The following is a 16,256-nucleotide window of genomic DNA, read 5'->3' on the forward strand; positions in this document are numbered from 1 at the left end:
GCGGGACGAACGCCCATGTGGTGCTCGGGGAGGCGCCGCCGCTACCGTCTCCATTGCCGTCCACCCGGCCCGTCCAGCTTTTCACCCTGTCGGCCCGGACCCCGGCGACGCTGGAGTCCCTGTCCAGCCAACTGGCGGACCATCTTGACGCGGCGGAGGGCGAGGGAATCCTGGCCGACGCCGCCTATACCCTGCAAACCGGGCGGCGGACCCATGCCCACCGGCGGATCGTGGTCGCCGACAGCCGCGCCGCCGCCGCCGCCGCCCTGCGCCGCCCTGCGGCGGGACCGGATCGGACGGCGGAAGCCGGCACTTCGGCCCCCGGCGTCGCCTTCCTGTTTCCCGGACAGGGCGCACAGTTTCCGGGCATGGCCGGGGGGATAGGGCCGGGCGCGCCCGTCTTCGCCGCCGTCATCGAACGGTGCCTCGCCGCCCTCGACCACCGGACGGCGGAAACCCTCCGCAACCTGATCCTCCAGCCCGGTTCCCGGCAGGATGGGGACGAGGAGGGTTCGGCCTTGCGCCGCACCGATCTGGCCCAGCCGGCCCTGGTGGCTACCGGCATCGCCCTGGCCGAACAATGGATGGCCTGGGGCGTCCGGCCCGACCTTCTGGCCGGGCACAGCGTGGGCGAACTGGCCGCCGCCGCCGTGGCGGGGATCCTCACTCCCGAGGATGCCATCCGGCTGGCCCAAATTCGCGGCCAGCTCATGCAGGCGATGCCCCCCGGCGCCATGCTGGCGGTGGAGCTGGACCCGGATCAGCTGGAGCCGCTGTTGCCCGATGGGGTGTCCATCGCCGCCTTCAACGGTCCCGGCAGCACCGTCGCCGCCGGGCCGGTGAGGGGGATCGACCTCCTGCGCGACCGTCTCGCGCGGGACGGCGTTCCCAATCACGGCCTCTACACCTCCCACGCCTTCCACTCCGCGATGATGGAGCCGGCGGCCGACGCCTTCGCCCGCGCGGTGCAGGGGGTGCCTCGGGGGACCGCGCGGTATCCACTTCTGTCGAGCCTGACCGGCGCACCCGTGGCCGGTGACGCCATGGCCGATCCCGCCTATTGGCGCACCCAGCTTCTCCAGCCCGTCCGCTTCGGCGACGTGGCCCGGCATCTGGTGCGGGGGCCGAGGCGTTGTCTGGTGGAAACGGGACCGGGGCGGACCCTGATTTCCCTGGTCCGCAGCCATCCCGATTGCCCGCCCGGACTGTCCGGCGTCTCATCGCTTCCCGGTCCGCTGGAAAACACGTCTCCCCTGGAGCATCTGACCGGGGCGGCGGGCCGGCTGTGGCTGGCCGGGGTCGAACTGGATTGGGAAGCGTTCCATGCCCCGGAACGGCCCCGCAAGGTGGCGTTGCCGACCCATCCCCTGGACCGGCGCCGCCATTGGCTGGAGGCCGGGACGGGGGCGGCCGGCGTGCCCGCCCTTTCCCCGGCGGTGTCGCCGATGGTGTCGCCCATGGGGGACGCGGCGCTCTACCGCCCCCGCTGGGACCGCGTCGGGCCGCCGCGCCTGCCTGATGGGCTGTCAGGCCAGCGCTGGGCGATCCGGGGGGAAGGGGCCGTGGCGGATGCCCTGGCCGATGCCGCCCGCGCCGCCGGGGTGGTCCTTGCCGATCCGGCGGAGCCGCTCGACCGCGTCGTCGTCGTAGCCGGAAACTCCGGTGCCGGCGATGCCGGGCTTGTCCTGGAAACCGTCCGCGCCCTGGCGGGGCGGGGCGGGGCGCTGCCGGCCCTGTCGGTGCTGACCCTGGGGGCCGAGGACGTGTTGGGCGACGAGCCCCTGGACGGGGCCTTGCCCTTGCGGGGGATCGCCCTGGTCTGCGGGCAGGAGGTGCCGGGCCTGTCCGTCACCACCCTCGACCTGCCAGCGGAGGCTCCCCTGCTGGGACCGGACGGGAATGGAATGCTGCTGGCCTGCGCCGCCGGCATGGGCGGGCGCGGCGCGGTCGCCCTGCGCCACGGCCAGCTCTGGCGTCAGGACTGGACCCCTTGGAAAGGGCCGGCGGGGGCCGCCCCCGTCTGGCCGCGACCGCCCGTGGTGCTGATCACCGGCGGGTTCGGGCGGGTTGGCCGCGCCATCGCCGGCCATGCGGCCTCCGCCTGGGGCGCGCGGCTGGTCCTGGCCGGGCGATCCGGTGCCGCCGGGCGGGAGGATGTTCTGGCCGGGCTGGCGGCGCGGACCGAGGTGCTGGCCGTCGCTACCGACCTGGCCGATCCCGCCGACGCCCGCCGGCTGGCCGGGGCGGCGCTGGAACGCTTCGGCACCGTCGATCTGGTGATCCATGCCGCCGGTCTCGCCCCCGAAGCCGTCCATGTGCCGCTGGCCGGGGTGGATGAAGACGCCCTGGCCCGGATCGCCGCGCCCAAGCTGGACGGGCTGTCCGCCCTGACGGCGGCGTTCGACACCCTCGGCCATGCTCCGGGCCGCTGGATTCTGTGTTCGTCCGTCGCCGGGATTCTCGGCGGTCTCGGGCTGTCCGCCTATGCGGCGGTCTGTCTGGGGCTGGACGCCGAGACCCTGCGCCAAAGCCGGCGGAGCGGAGCGCGCTGGACCAGCATCGCCTGGGACGGCTGGCTACCGGAAGCGGCGGAAGGAATGTCGGACCGGGAACAGGATCGGGCGCCGGGCCTGTCCGCGTCGGCGGCGGGCCGGTTGCTGGACGCCGTCGTCGCCGGGGAACTGGAAGGCCGGGTGGCCGCCGCCGCATCCCCGCTCGGCCCCCGCATCGCCGCCTGGGTCGATGCGGTGCCGCCGGAGCAAGCGCCCCCGGCGGGGCCGGCGGTGGAGGGCGGGGCGCTGGAGCAGGCCATCGCCGCCATTTGGTCCGACCTGCTGGGCGTGCCGGCGATCGGCCCCGACGACGATTTCTTCGCGGTCGGCGGCCACAGCCTGGCGGCGGTGCGGATGCTGGCCCGGCTGCGCGGTCTGGCCGGCGTTCCCTTGAGCCTGGAGGCCATTCTGGGTGCGCGGACCCCCGCCGGGATCGCGCGCCATATCGAAACCCTGCGCTGGACGTTGAACGGTCCCGCGACGCCCGGCAGCGGCGATGACGACGAGGAAGAAGGCGAGCTATGATGACCTTGTCCGGCCAGACCCTTTCCGGCCCGACTCTCTCCGATCTTCTGGACGATCTGCGCGGTGTCGGCATCCGGCTGTGGGTGGAGGAGGGGCGGCTGTGTTTCAAGGCGCCGCGCGGCGCGCTCGACGACCGCCGCCGGGCGGGGATCGCCGCCCACCGCGCCGAGCTGATCGCCCTGTTGGGCGGCGCCGGGGATCGTCCGGTTCCCGCCGGCGGCGACGGCGGGCCCTGGCCGCTGTCGCTGGCCCAGCGCCGGCTGTGGATCGTGGAGCAGTTCGACCAAGGTCCGGCCTATACCATCGCGGGGGCGGTGCGGATCACCGGCCCGCTGGACGCCGGGGCGCTGGCGCGCAGCCTGGACGAGCTCGCCACCCGTCATCCGGCCCTGCGCACGGGCATCCGCACGAACGACGGCGAACCGGAGCAGTTCCTGGCGGAGAATGGCGGGTTTCCGCTGGAGCATCTGGACCATTCCGACGCGCCCGACCCCTGGGCGGCGGGGCGGGCGGAGTTGGCGCGGCTGGCCTCGACCCGCTTCGCACTCGACCGGCCGCCGCTGGCTCGCGCAGTGCTGGTCCGCGTCGGCCCGGATCGCCACCTGTTCGGGCTGGCGCAGCATCATGCGGTGTCGGACGGCTGGACGGTCTCCCTTCTTCTGCGCGAGCTGTCGGCGCTGTACCGCGCACGGCGGACGGGCGTGGCGGCGGAACTGCCCGCCGCCGCCGTGACCTATGGCGATTTCGCCCGCTGGCAGCGCGACCCCGAACGGATGGCGGCGCTGGAACGCCATGTGGCAGCCCAGGTGGAGCGGCTGCGCGGGGCGCCGGAACTCCTGGAACTGCCGACCATCGGGCCGCGCCCGGCGGTGCAGTCGTCCCGTGGAGCGCTTTGCCGGGCCGTCCTGCCGGCGGCTGCCGTGGAAGCTCTGCGCGGCTGGGCCAGGGACGGGCAGGCCACGCTCTTCATGACCCTGCTGTCGGCCTTCGCCGTCATCGTCGGACGCTATGCCCGATCCGAGGATCTGGTCATCGGCACCCCGGTCGCCGGCCGGCAGAGGCCGGAACTGCATGGGGTGGCCGGGCTGTTCGTCAACACGGTGCCGCTGCGGCTCGACCTGTCGGGCGATCCCGGCGGGGCGGAGCTGCTCCAGCGGGTCAAGGCCGCGACGCTGGCCGGGCTGGCCCATCAGGACGCCCCGTTCGAACGGGTCGCCGATGCGCTGGACCACCGGCGGGACGCCCGTTACCAGCCGGTGTGTCAGGTGCTTTTCGCGTTGCAGAGCGCACTGACCGACCGGCTCGACCTCGACGGGGCGGTGCTGGAGCTTGAGCCGCTGAGCAACGGCACCTGCAAGGCCGACCTGTTCCTGGCCGCCGAGGAGCGTCCGGACGGCTCCATCGGGCTGGAACTGGAATACTGCACCGATCTGTTCGACGCCGGGGCCATGGCCCGTTTCCTGACCCAGTTCCAGCGGGCCGCCGCGCTCCTGGTGGCGGCGGAACGGCCGGTGGCCCGCCTTGACCTGAGCGGCGAGGATGAAAAGCGTCTGCTGGCCGGCTGGCACGGCCCGTCCGTGTCCCTGGTGGCGGACAGCGTGCCCGCAGCCTTCGCCGCGATCGCCGCCGCCCGGCCGGAGGCCGTGGCGGTGGAGGCGGCGGCCGTGGAGACCAGGACGGCGGGCGACGCCGCGCCGGTTCTCACCTATGGCGCGTTGGACCGCCGCTCGGCCCGGCTGGCGCGGCGGCTGGCGACGGCCGGGGTGCGGCCCGGCACTGTGGTGGCGGTGGCGGTGCCGCGCGGACTGGACCTTCCGGTGGCGCTGCTGGGGGTGCTGCGGGCCGGTGCCGCCTATCTGCCGGTGGATACCGCCCGGCCCGATCCGCGCCTTTCCGCCATGCTGGACGAGTGTGGCGCGGCGGCGGCGGTGATGACGGCGACGACCGATGACCCCGTCCGCGCCATGCTGCCCGGCGGTCTGCCCGTCCTCAGCCCACAGGAGGGGCCGGGGGATGCGGAGGTTCCGGACGCGGCTCTCGCCCTTCCCGATGCGGACGCCCTGGCCTACGTGATGTTCACGTCGGGAACCACCGGCGGTCCCAAGGGGGTGGAGGTCACCCACAGGAACATCCTGCGTCTGGTGGCCGGGTTGATTCTCGACCCCGATCCCGATGGCGGGATGCTCCAGTTCGCATCGGTGGCGTTCGACGCCGCGACGTTCGAGATCTGGGGGGCGCTGCTCACCGGGCGGCGGCTGGTGATGGCGTCGCCGGACGCACTGGACGCGTCGGAGATCGCCGCGCTGCTGGACCGCCACCGCGTCAGCACGGCATGGTTCACCGCCGGGCTGTTCCACCGGCTGGTGGAGGAGATCCCCGACGCGCTGGCGCGGCTGCGCCGGCTCTATGCCGGCGGCGACGTGCTTCACCCCGGCCCGGTGCGGACGGTGTTGGACCGCATGGCGGCGCTGGGCAACCACGGCGGCCTCGTCGTCAACGGCTACGGCCCGACGGAATGCACCACCTTCACCTGTCTGCACGCCATGCCGGCGGGCGGCAGCGTTCCGCCGCGCGTCCCCATCGGGCGTCCCATCGCCAACACCCGCGTGGAGGTCGTCGGCCCCGATGGCCGGCCCGAGCCGGTGGGCGTGCCGGGTGAACTGGTGGTCGGCGGCGACGGGGTGGCGCGCGGCTATGTCGGCCGCCCGGACCTGACGGCCGAACGTTTCCTGCCCGACCCGTGCCGGCCGGATCGCAGCCGATACCGTACCGGGGATCTGGTGCGCTGGCGGGAGGATGGAACCCTGGATTTCCTCGGCCGGATCGACCGGCAGGTGAAGCTGCGCGGCTTCCGCATCGAACCTCGGGAGATCGAGGATGCGCTGCTGGCGACCGGCATGGTCGGCCAAGCCGCCGTCATCCTGGTCGAAGGGGAGCCGTCCGGCTCCGGCCCAGGCGTCAAGAGGCTGGCAGCCTATGTCACCCCCCGCGACGGCGCCGCCGTCGACCGCGCCGCCTTGCGCCGGGCCTTGGCGGGGCGTTTGCCCGATTACATGGTGCCGGACGCCATCACCCTGCTGCCGGCGCTGCCGCTGAACCGCAACGGCAAGGTGGAGCATGCCCGCCTGCCGCCGCCGGCCCATCCGACGTCGCCGGATGGCGAGGATGCGACCGAAGACGCCGGGATCGAGGCCGTGGGGAGCGAGCGCCTGTCCGCCGTCCTCACCGTCTGGCGGGAGGTGCTGGGAACCGACCGCATCGGCCCCGCCGACAATTTCTTCCAACTGGGCGGCGACAGCATCCTGGCCATCAGGACCGTCGCCGCCCTGGGCCGTCGGGGCTGGCAGGTCAGCATCCGCGACATCCTGGTCCATCAACGGGCGGCGGCCTTGGCCGCCGTTCTCCAGCGGCAGGGCTCCGCCGATGGCGGCGCGGCGGAAGCGGTGCCAGCGGATGGCCCCCTGCCGGCGCTGGCGCCGATGCAGGCCGATCTGCTGGGCCGCCGGCTCGTCCGTCCGGACCATTGGAACATGCCGGTGTTGCTGGAGGTGAGGCAGGCCACGCGGGAACGGGTGGCGGAGGGGCTGGACTGGCTGATCCGCCGCCATGACGGGCTGCGCCAGCGGTTCCGCCGGGATGACGGCGGCCTGTGGTCGGCGCGCATCGACGCGCCCGGCCCGGCCCCCCTCCTGCCCGTCCACCGGCTGCCGGAGGAAGAGGGTGAAAGGGAGGCGGCGCTGACGGCCATCGCGGATGCGCTGCAAACCACGCTCGACCTCGACCGTGGCCCGCTGCTGGCCGGCGCCTGGGTGGAGCGCGTCGGCGCGCCGCCGCTGCTGCTGCTGACCGCTCACCATCTGGTCGTCGATGTGGTGTCGTGGCATCTGCTGATCGGGGAGCTTGGCGGCTTCTGCGCCAACCCGGCGGCGGCGCGGCGACTGCCCCCGTCCCCGTCCTGGCGCGCCTGGGTGACGGCGCTGGCACAGTCGGCGGAGCGGCGGGAGACGGAACTTCCCGTCTGGGACGAGGCGGTGGACGGCGACGCCGCGATTGCTGGTTTTCCGGCCGGTGCGGTGCTGGACGAGGCGGCGGCCGTCACGGTGTCGGTGACCCTGGACGTGGACGAAACGCGGGCATTCCTGACCGATGCTCCGGCCGCCTATCACACCGAACCGACCAGCCTGCTGGTTTCGGCGGTTGCCGATGGTTTCGGCGCCTTCTTCGGCCGCGACAGCCTCCGGATCGACCTCGAACGGCACGGGCGCGAAGCGCTGGGCGGCTTCGCCGGCGGGCTGGTGGGCTGGCTGACCGCCCTGGTGCCCCTGCGCCTGGACCGGCGCCCCGGCGATCCGGACGCCCTGCTGCTGGAGGTGAAGCGCCGGCTGCGGCGGGTGCCGGGCGACGGGTCGGGATGGGGGATTCTGCGCCATCTTTCCCCGGACCCGGCGGTGCGCCGCCGCGCCGCCGCCGTGGGGCGTGGCCTTGTGGCGGTGAATTACCTGGGCCAACTGGACGCCGGCTACGGCGACGGCCTTCCGCTGGTGCCGGTCGATGGGCCGGTGGGGAAACCCTACGCGTCCGGGGCGGAGCGCAGCCACCCCTTCGAACTGGTGGCCGCCGTCACCGGCGGGCGGCTGGCCATCCACCTGCGCTTCAGCCCGGACCACACGCCCGACGGGGATGCGCGGGCACTGGCCCAGTGGGTGGCCGACGCCCTGCGCCGGCTGCTGGCCCATGCGGCCGATCCCACGGCGGGTGGTCTGGTCCCCGAGGATGTGCCCGCCACCGGGCTGGACGGCGAGGGGCTGGCGGCGGTTCTGACGGCCATCGGGCCCGATGCGCACGGGCGTTGCGCGGCCCGGCGGATCGTCGCCCTGGCGCCCCTGTCCCACCAGCAGCGCGGGATGCTGATGGAAAGCCTGATGACTCCGGGCGGGGGGCTGCATCTGGAGCAGATGGCCTTCACCCTGACGGGGCGGGCCGACGTGGCGGCGCTGCGTGACGCGTGGCGCGCGGCGGCGGCCCGGCATCCGGTTTTGCGGACGGCTTTCCTGTGGCGCGGTCTGGCGCAGCCGGTGCAGGCGGTGCTGGACCAGCCGCCGGACATCGCCATCGCCGTACGGCCCGAACCGCTGCCGCTGCCCGACATCGCCGCCGCCCTGGCCGCTGACCGTTCGATGCCCCTGGACCCGGAGCGGCCCGGCGTGTTCCGGCTGAGCCTGCTGACCGGCGACGACGGCCTGACCCGGCTGGTGTGGACCTTCCATCATCTGCTGCTGGACGGGTGGAGCGTGGCCCTGGTGCTGCGCGACGTGGCCCTGGCCTATGGCGCGCTGGCGCGGGGGCGGGAGCCGCAATTGCGGGCCCCGCCGCCGCCCTACACCGATTACGTCGCGTGGCTGGGCCAGCGGGGCGTGGAGGAGGCGGAACGGTTCTGGCGGGACGCGCTGGGCGGCTTCCGGCCCCGGCCGGTGCGCCCCGCCGACGACCGGACGGAGGTGGGGGAAAGCCACGGCGATCTGCTTCGTACCCTCGACGCCGATCTTTCCCGGCGGCTGCGGGAGGCGGCGCGGCGGCATGGGGTAGCGCTCAACACCCTGTTCCAGGGGGGCTGGGCCACGGTTGTTGCCGCCCTGACCGGCGTGCCCGACCCGGTGTTCGGCACCACCGTCGCCGGCCGCCCGTTGGAGCGCCCCGATCTGGCCGGAACCGCCGGATTGTTCATCGACACCCTGCCGTTCCGGGTCCGGCTGCCGGAGGGCAGCGAGCCGCTGGGGGCGTGGCTGGCCCGGCTGCAACTCGATCATGAGGAGGTGCGGCGGCACGGCCATGTGCCCGCCGGGCTGATCCAGCATTGGGCGGGCGTCGCCGTCCTCTACGACACGCTGCTGGTGTTCGAGAACTACCCGCAGGACAGCCTCGCCCCGTCCGCGGACGGCGAGGACTCGCTGCGCATCGTCGATGTGGCCGGGCGGGGTGCCCGCACCCGCAATGCGCTGGTGCTGATGGTGATTCCGGACGGGGAGGGGCTGCGGCTGCATCTGGTCCACGACCGCCGCCGCTGCGGACCGGTCTCGGCGGCGGGTGTTCTGGACGCGCTGGAGACGGTGCTGGCGACGCTGGCCGATCCCGACGCGGCGTCGCTGCCCGCCCTCGCCATGCCGTGGCAGCCGGTCTCCATGGAGGCCGATTTTGCGGAGGCGGAGCCGGGAACGGTGACGGACGCCCCGGTCGGCCCGGTGGAGACGGAGGTGGCGGCGGTCTGCCGTGGCCTGTTCGGCCGGCCGGTGGGGCGGGAGGAGTCCTTCTTCGACATGGGCGGCCATTCGCTGCTGGTGCTGTCGCTGCTGACGACGCTGAAGGACCGCTTCGGCTGGCTCATCGGGCTGGACGAGTTTCTGGCGGCGCCCACGGTGGCGGGCATCGCGGCCGCCATCGGGAGTCGGCAATGGGGGGGCGCCGTTCGTCCGTCGCTGGTGCCGCTGAACCGGGGCGCCGGCCCGGCCGTGGTGATGGTGCCCGGCGCCGCCGGCAATCCCATGGCCTATCGCCGGGTGGCCTCGGCGGTTCCCGGCCATCGGATGCTCGGCTTCGCCTTGCCGGCGGGGCGCGGGGCCTTCGACGACGTGGCGGCGGCGGGGGCGGCCCTGGCCGACCGGCTGCGGGCCGAGGCGACGTCCGCCGGCCCTGTTTCTCTGATCGGGCATTCCTTCGGTGCGGCGGTCGCGGTGGAAGCGGCCCGCCGGCTGGCCGATGCCGGATGCCCGCCCGCCCTGCTGGTGCTGATCGACCTGCCGGCGCCGGGCACCGGCCCGGCCCTAACCGACCCTGGAGACGATTGCATGCTGCTGGCGGACATCGCCGAGGCCGCGGCCCGCTATTTTAACCGGCCCATCACCGTGACCGCCGCCGCCCTGGCCGCCCTGCCGCCGTCCCGGCGTCTGGAACGATTCACCACCGCCCTGGAAGAGGCGGGGGTCCTGCCGCCCGGCTCCGACGCCGGTCTGGCCGAGGCGATGGCCGCTCTCTACAAAAGCAGCCTGACCGCCTTGGCGCGCTGGCAGCCGGCCCCCTTGGCCCTGCCACGGGTGGTCGTCCTGTGGGCCGAGCAGAGCACGGCGGCGGGGGATGGCGGCGAGAATATGGGGGGCTGGGCCGCGCTGTTCCCCGGTTGCCGGCTGGAAAACCGCCGGGTGTCCGGCGATCACATCTCGCTGATGACCGGGGACCACGCCGACGCGCTGGGCCGGGTCCTGGCGGCGCTTCTGGCCGGCGGCGGCCCGGTGGTGGAGGCCGCGCCATGAGGGTGACGATGATCAGCATCGGCACCGTCGGCGACGTGATGCCGTTCCTCGCCTTGGGTCGGGTGCTGGCGCAGCGCGGCCATACGGCGATGCTGGCGACCTACGGCAACTTCGCCCCGCTGTTCGCCGGCACCGGGGTGATCCATCATGTGCTGCCCGGCGACGCCACCCGGCCCATGCGGTCGGAAGCGGCGACCCGGCTGGCCAAGGCGGGAACCCGCCCGCTGGCCTATCTGAACGGGCTGCGCCGTCAGGCGCGGGAAGCGGCGGCGCGGGCGAGGCCGCTGCTCGACAGCGCGGTGGAGGGGTCTCGCGATGCCGACATCCTGGTCTATGGCCTGACATCGCTGATGGGCGGCAGTATCGCCGCCGCCATGGGCATTCCCGAAGTGCAGGCGTTCTTCACCCCGGTCACGCCGACCCGGCGTTTCGCCAGCGTTCTGGCGCGGCGGGACCGGCCCTTCGCCGGTGGGATCGGTAACCTTTTCAATCATCTGGCGACCGAGCAGATCCTGTCGCAGCCCTACCGCGTGCCGCTCAACACGTGGCGGCGGGATGCGCTGGGGCTGCCGCCGGTGCCTTTGAGGGGCATGCTGCGCGACGCCAACCGCCGGCGGGTGCCGCTGCTCTACGGCTTCAGCCCGGAAATCCTGCCGCCGCCGCCGGATTGGGGCGGGTGGATCGACGTCACCGGCTATTGGACCCTGCCGCCGGCCGATTACCAGCCACCGTCCGAACTGGCCGCATTCCTGGCGGACGGCCCCCCGCCGGTCTATGTCGGGCTGGGCAGCTTCGCCGATTACGACCCGGCGGCCGTCACCCGCACCGTGCTCGACGCGCTGGACGGCCGGCGGGCGATCCTGGCCGAAGGCTGGGGCGGTCTTGGCGGCGGCGATCTTCCATCCACGGTGCTGCGCGGCGCCCATTGCCCGCACGACTGGCTGTTCCCCCGGCTGTCGGGGATCATTCACCATGCCGGCGGTGGCACCACGGGGGCGGTTGCGCGATCGGGCGTGCCCGGGCTGGCCGTTCCCACCGTGGGCGACGGATTCTTCTGGGCGCGGCGCCTGCACGAGATCGGGGTGGCGCCACCGCCGGTCCCGTTGCGCGAACTGAGCGCCAAGCGACTGCGGCAGGGGCTGGACGCGCTCCCGGCCTTGCGCGGCCAAGCCGAGGGACTTGCCCGGCGGATGGCCGGCGAACAGGGCGCCCTGCGCGCGGCCCGACTGATTGAAGAGGTCGCGGCGCGCGGAAGAGGGGCTGGCGATGATGAATAATTGCAGAATTGTCTTTGCGGATACGGTGTTCGGTCGGAGGAAGTCTTGAAGAAAGTTGTCATTGTCTGCGTCGGCTCCAGTGGCGACGTCCTTCCGATGTTTCCCTTGGGAATTGCCTTACAGAAATTGGGGTGCCATATCACCCTGGTCTATTCGGAAGACGTGCGGGAAATGGCCGACGCGGCTGGATTCGCGCTGGTGTGCCGGGACGGAAAGAGCGCCAAGGCGCGCCACCGCGACACGGCCGATGGGCTGGATTATTGGACCACGGGCTGCATCAAGGAATGGAGCATCGATTCGGTCGCTCCCTTCAAGCAGGTGTTCGACAGGCTCGTCGCCGCGTGCCGGGGCGCCGATCTTCTGATCGACACCAGCATCGACCTGTGCACCCGCCTGGTTGCGGCCAAACTGAACCTGCCACGGATCTCGGTCGCCCTTTCGCCGATGTCGGACTGGCGGCCGGGTCCCCCCTTGCTGACCCGTCTGGCCGAGGCGGCGCTGGCCGGGCATGACCTGACGGCGGCTTCGGCCGCCCGGCGACTGGTCGATGAGCTTGGCGTCGATGCGTTCGAATCCGCTGAACATCTGGCCGAAAGCCTGAGCCGCTTCGACCGGTTGATCCGGGACGAAATGATGACCCTGCCGGTCTTCAAGAGCTTCGCGGAGTGGGCGGCAGGCGAAGGTCTGCACGATGTCGTCTCGCGTCCGGGTTTCCGTCTGATCGGCAATGACAAGGCCATTTACGCGGCACCCGCGGAGTTCTGCCGGCCCGATGCGGAATATTCGACCAAGACGATCACCAGCGGTTTCTGGTTCTACGACGATCCGGGAAAGGGCCGGAACGCCGGGGCGCTCCCGGATGGGGACGATGCCGCGCTTTCGGCCTTTCTGGCCCGGCGGCCGGCGGTGCTGACCATGGGAAGCATGATCGTCTCCAATCCCGCACGCTTCCTGCGCCGCCATGTGGAAGCAGCCCGGAGCTTGGGCTGGCCGCTGCTGGTCCAGCGCGGCTGGGCCGGGTTCGGCCCGGACATGCTTCCTCCGGAACTGGCGGATTCCGACGATCTGCATTTCGTCGATTTCATTTCCCACGACCGGCTGTTCGAATCCTGCCGGATGGTGATCCATCACGGCGGCATCGGCACGATCGGACGCTGCCTCAGGCATGGGCGGGCGATGCTGGTGGAGCCTGTCTGCTGCGATCAGGCCTTTACCAATTGGCAGGTGGTTCGGAACGGCGTCGGCGCATCGGTGCATCCCTACGACACGCCGGCATCCGCGCTGGCGGAGGTGATGGCCGCCGTGGCCTCCGATCCCGCCATTGAGGCGCGCTGTACCGCCTGGAAGCATAAGATCGCCACCACCGATGCCCTCGGGCCCATCCTGACCTTGGCCCGTGCCGTTCTGGAATCCGGAACCGCTCCGGAGATGGGGGCGACGCCGGAGGAAGGCCGGTGCGGGGCCGAGTTGCCAATGCCGGCCCCGATCCCCAAGGCTTTCTCGGCCAAGGATCTGGAAATCCTGTCGCTGGCCCGTGCCATGGTCCGCTTCAAGCCCCTCGGCCTCATCGCCGCCCGCTTCCTCGAACCTGAGGTGGCCCCCGTTTCCCTGACAGTCGGATAAGCTTGGTTCAGGTTCGTGTCATGACGCCAATCCGACCCGGTCCGGTGTGCCCTGGTAGGCCTCTATCGGGGTTCTGCCGCCGAGCACCGAGTGCGGGCGGTCGGCGTTGTAGTAATCGATCCAGCGGCCGATCCCGGTCCTGGCCTGGCTGCCGGTTTTGAAGGCGTGGAGGTAGACGCATTCGTACTTCATCGATCGCCACAGGCGTTCGATGAAGACGTTGTCCATCCACCGCCCGCGCCCAACCGTCGACACCTGAATGCCGGCCTTGGTCAAGACCGTTGTGCCGGCGGAATCAAGCTGAAGTGCGACAACACGTTTTTATTGATCGGGCGGCCCGCATTTTTATCGATCACGTCAGGAGAGGAGAGCTCGTACCGGTAGTCCATAGGCTTGATCCGCACGCTTCCATCGCGATGGAACTTTGTTGCGGCGAGGCAAATCCGGTGGCAAGAAGCCCTTCCCCGGCGTCCTGGTTACGCGACGCGGACGCAGTCCGGGCGTTCGAGATCGAACATGCGGTTCAGGATCCGAACCGCGATGGCGATCTCGGTGGTCCGCCGATCATCGGTGCGGAAGCGCAAGCCGTCGCCGATGACTCGTTTCCAGCGGCTGAAGGACGTCTCGACCAGCGCGCGAACGTTGTACCGGGAGGCTTTCCGCCACGCCATGCGTCCGTGCTCGGCGATGGCCTGCAGGTGCTGATCGCGCTGTGTTGGATTGGTTTCAGCGGTTGCGCTCGGCACCGCCGTGGACCGGGGCGGCACGATCACCACGGCGTCTGGTGTGTGCTCCGCTACGGCTGCGGTCACGCCAGTCTGGTGGTAAGCACCATCGGCCACGAACGCGGCAAGGGGCTCCTCGATCTGATCCAGCAAAGGGGCGACTTGCGAACCGTCATCGATATTGTGGTCGGTCAGAGTCGCCGCCACGATTCGCCCGCTGACGGCCTCAAGCCCGACGTGCAGCTTCCTCCATGCGCGTCGGCGCTGGGTTCCATGCTTTTCGACCAGCCACTCGCCCGGCCCGCACAGCTTGACGCCCGTGCTGTCGACCAGCAGTTCGATGGCTCCGGTCGAGGAGCGTGGCACGACCGGCAACCGCACGACCTTGGCGCGCCGGCTGAGGGTCGAATGATCGGGAACGGCCAGGTCCACACCGAGCAGGTGAAGGATGGAGCCGACCAGACCTTTGGTCTGGCGCAACGGCAGCCGGAACAGGGCGCGCACGGTCAGGGCGGTCGTGATCGCCAGATCCGAGTAGGTGCGCCGCCCACCCGGCGTGGCCCGCGTTTCCGCCCGCCAGCGCGCGACGGCCTCGGGCGTGAACCAGACCGTCAGGCTGCCACGCGCCCGAAGCCCCGCGTCATACTCCGCCCAATTGCGAATCCGATGCCGCTGCTTCGGGATGTGATGACGACGCGACGCGTTGGCTTTGAACGGCATGGGGCGGAACAGAGCGCGGAATGAGGGGGAATATTTCTTTCTACGCCCTCATCCCCAGTTCGGCAACGGGCAGCCTCGATGCAACAAGGTCCCCTCAAGGCGCCTTACGTCTGCGCCTGAGTTCGGACGCCGCCGACATACGTGTTCGGCGGCGACATCAGCATTCCGCCTGTTAAGCCGTGTAGGCGAAGGCGACATTTCAGCCCTCGGATGCGGTTTAACCGGTTCGTGTTCCTCAACCTTCCAGCACTTCAGCCTCGGGGACTATCTTGGCGTAACGGCTTCGCCTCAACCCCCTTTTCCGGCGGGCTACGTCACCCTGCCAGTTGACGGCAGGTCACCGCCGCTTGGGCTCATGCCCCCTCACAGCAGAGGGCAAGGCGTTCGTTCAGTTCCTCCTTTCTCTTCAGCATTCCAGACACACGCACCCCGGACCATCCGGGTCGAGGCGCACCGTACGTGAAATCGGCCAACCACAAGGCGTTCGGACGCGGCGCCTGGAACTGACGGTTCACCCGGTCAGCAGGGCACGCCGCCGCCCGGTCGCTGATCGTGGTGCGCACCGCCTTGCCACGCGTCGCCCCCCCTCAGGCCCATCTGCTTCATCAGCCGGGCCACCGTGCAGCGCGCCACGTCGACGCTCTCCCGCCGCAACTGCCGCCAGACTTTCCTCACCCCGTAGACCTGGAAGTTCTCATTCCAGACCGGCCGGATAGCCAAACTCAGCTCCGCGTCGCTTCGCGAGCGGGCCGGCGCCTTGGCCGGATCGGCCGTCCGGGCGGCATGGACGTAGTAGGTGGACGGGGCGATCGGCAGCGCCTCGGTAAGATCGGCTCGACCCCGTGGACGGCGCGGTGTGCGTCGATGAAGGCGATCATTTCCGAAACGGGCCGTCGAGCTCCGCCTGGGCGAAATACGCCGATGCCTTACGCAAGGATCTCGTTCGCCTGACGCAGTTCCCGGACCTCGCGCTCCAGCGCCTTGATCCGCTCCAACTCGTCCGTTGTCGGGCCGGGCCGCTTGCCCTGGTCGCGCTCGGCCTGCCGGACCCAGCCCCGCAGCGTCTCCGCCGTGCAGCCGATCTTGGACGCGTTCGAGCCGATCGCCGCCCACTGCGAGGCGTGATCCCCCTCATGCTCGAACACCATCCGAACCGCGCGCTCGCCGACTTCAGGGGCGTATTTCGCTGATCTCTGCTTCGTCATGATGACTCCATCTTCTCAAGAAATGGAGCCTCCGACAAACCCGGCGCGGTTCAAGCAGCCTCTCGCCGACGGTATTGCGACGCCCGCGCATGACAGGACAAGCGTCCCAAAATGCGCAAAGTTGAAGCGAAATACAAACGCAAATTTGTTGATTCTTGGGAGCCTCCTCGGTTACTAAGGTAGTGGAAAATATCTATAACTCGCGTAATATGGCTACCTATTGGCATCATGCACGCTACGGTTCGCCGCGTGGCGGGGCGGCAGCCTAATCGGCTGTCTTCCGTGAGCAGCACGTTCGCTGACGCAAGCATGGTCTCGAGATGAG

At 71.2% G+C, this 16,256-nt stretch carries 5 protein-coding genes, 2 pseudogenes and 1 other annotated feature (1 of these 8 cut by a window edge); of the genes and pseudogenes, 4 read left to right on the forward strand and 3 right to left on the reverse strand.

All coding sequences use genetic code 11. The features are described 5' to 3' along the window. From FZ029_RS09065 to FZ029_RS09080, 4 genes are all read left to right on the forward strand, one after another. On the forward strand, nt 1-3,077 hold the end of the coding sequence (locus tag FZ029_RS09065) for a non-ribosomal peptide synthetase/type I polyketide synthase (protein WP_149268960.1). It extends 6,259 nt beyond the left edge of the window; only the last 3,077 of its 9,336 coding nucleotides appear in the window; the start codon falls outside the window, past its left edge; the stop codon is at nt 3,075-3,077. Beyond that, the gene (locus tag FZ029_RS09070) at nt 3,074-10,381 is read left to right on the forward strand and encodes a non-ribosomal peptide synthetase (RefSeq protein WP_149268961.1); all 7,308 of its coding nucleotides are present in this window, start codon (nt 3,074-3,076) and stop codon (nt 10,379-10,381) included. Before FZ029_RS09065 ends, FZ029_RS09070 begins: the two co-directional genes overlap by 4 nt. After that, a complete protein-coding gene (locus tag FZ029_RS09075; RefSeq protein WP_149268962.1) occupies nt 10,378-11,658 on the forward strand; it encodes a glycosyltransferase in 1,281 nt (426 codons plus the stop codon). Before FZ029_RS09070 ends, FZ029_RS09075 begins: the two co-directional genes overlap by 4 nt. Nucleotides 11,659-11,829: 171 nt before the next feature. Further along, nucleotides 11,830-13,281 (forward strand): nucleotide disphospho-sugar-binding domain-containing protein, encoded by a 1,452-nt coding sequence (locus FZ029_RS09080; RefSeq protein WP_149268963.1) that lies wholly within the window; start codon nt 11,830-11,832, stop codon nt 13,279-13,281. A gap of 18 nt (nt 13,282-13,299) precedes the next feature. On the opposite strand, the pseudogene FZ029_RS09085 reads toward FZ029_RS09080, so the two are convergent. The 3 genes and pseudogenes from FZ029_RS09085 to FZ029_RS09095 form a co-directional block, all read right to left on the reverse strand. Next, nucleotides 13,300-13,560, reverse strand: a pseudogene (locus tag FZ029_RS09085) (integrase core domain-containing protein); the annotation flags it as partial. A gap of 197 nt (nt 13,561-13,757) precedes the next feature. Then, nucleotides 13,758-14,726: an IS5 family transposase gene (locus tag FZ029_RS09090; protein WP_149268964.1), complete on the reverse strand. Its 969-nt coding sequence runs from the start codon at nt 14,724-14,726 to the stop codon at nt 13,758-13,760. A 455-nt stretch (nt 14,727-15,181) separates the two neighbouring features. Continuing rightward, nucleotides 15,182-15,931, reverse strand: a pseudogene (locus tag FZ029_RS09095) (IS3 family transposase); the annotation flags it as partial. Then, nucleotides 15,528-15,646 (reverse strand) — a sequence feature (AL1L pseudoknot). (Overlaps the previous pseudogene by 119 nt.) Nucleotides 15,932-16,256: the final 325 nt, after the last annotated feature.

The sequence above is a fragment of the Azospirillum sp. Sh1 genome, from assembly GCF_008365135.1.
Lineage (GTDB): Bacteria > Pseudomonadota > Alphaproteobacteria > Azospirillales > Azospirillaceae > Azospirillum > Azospirillum oryzae.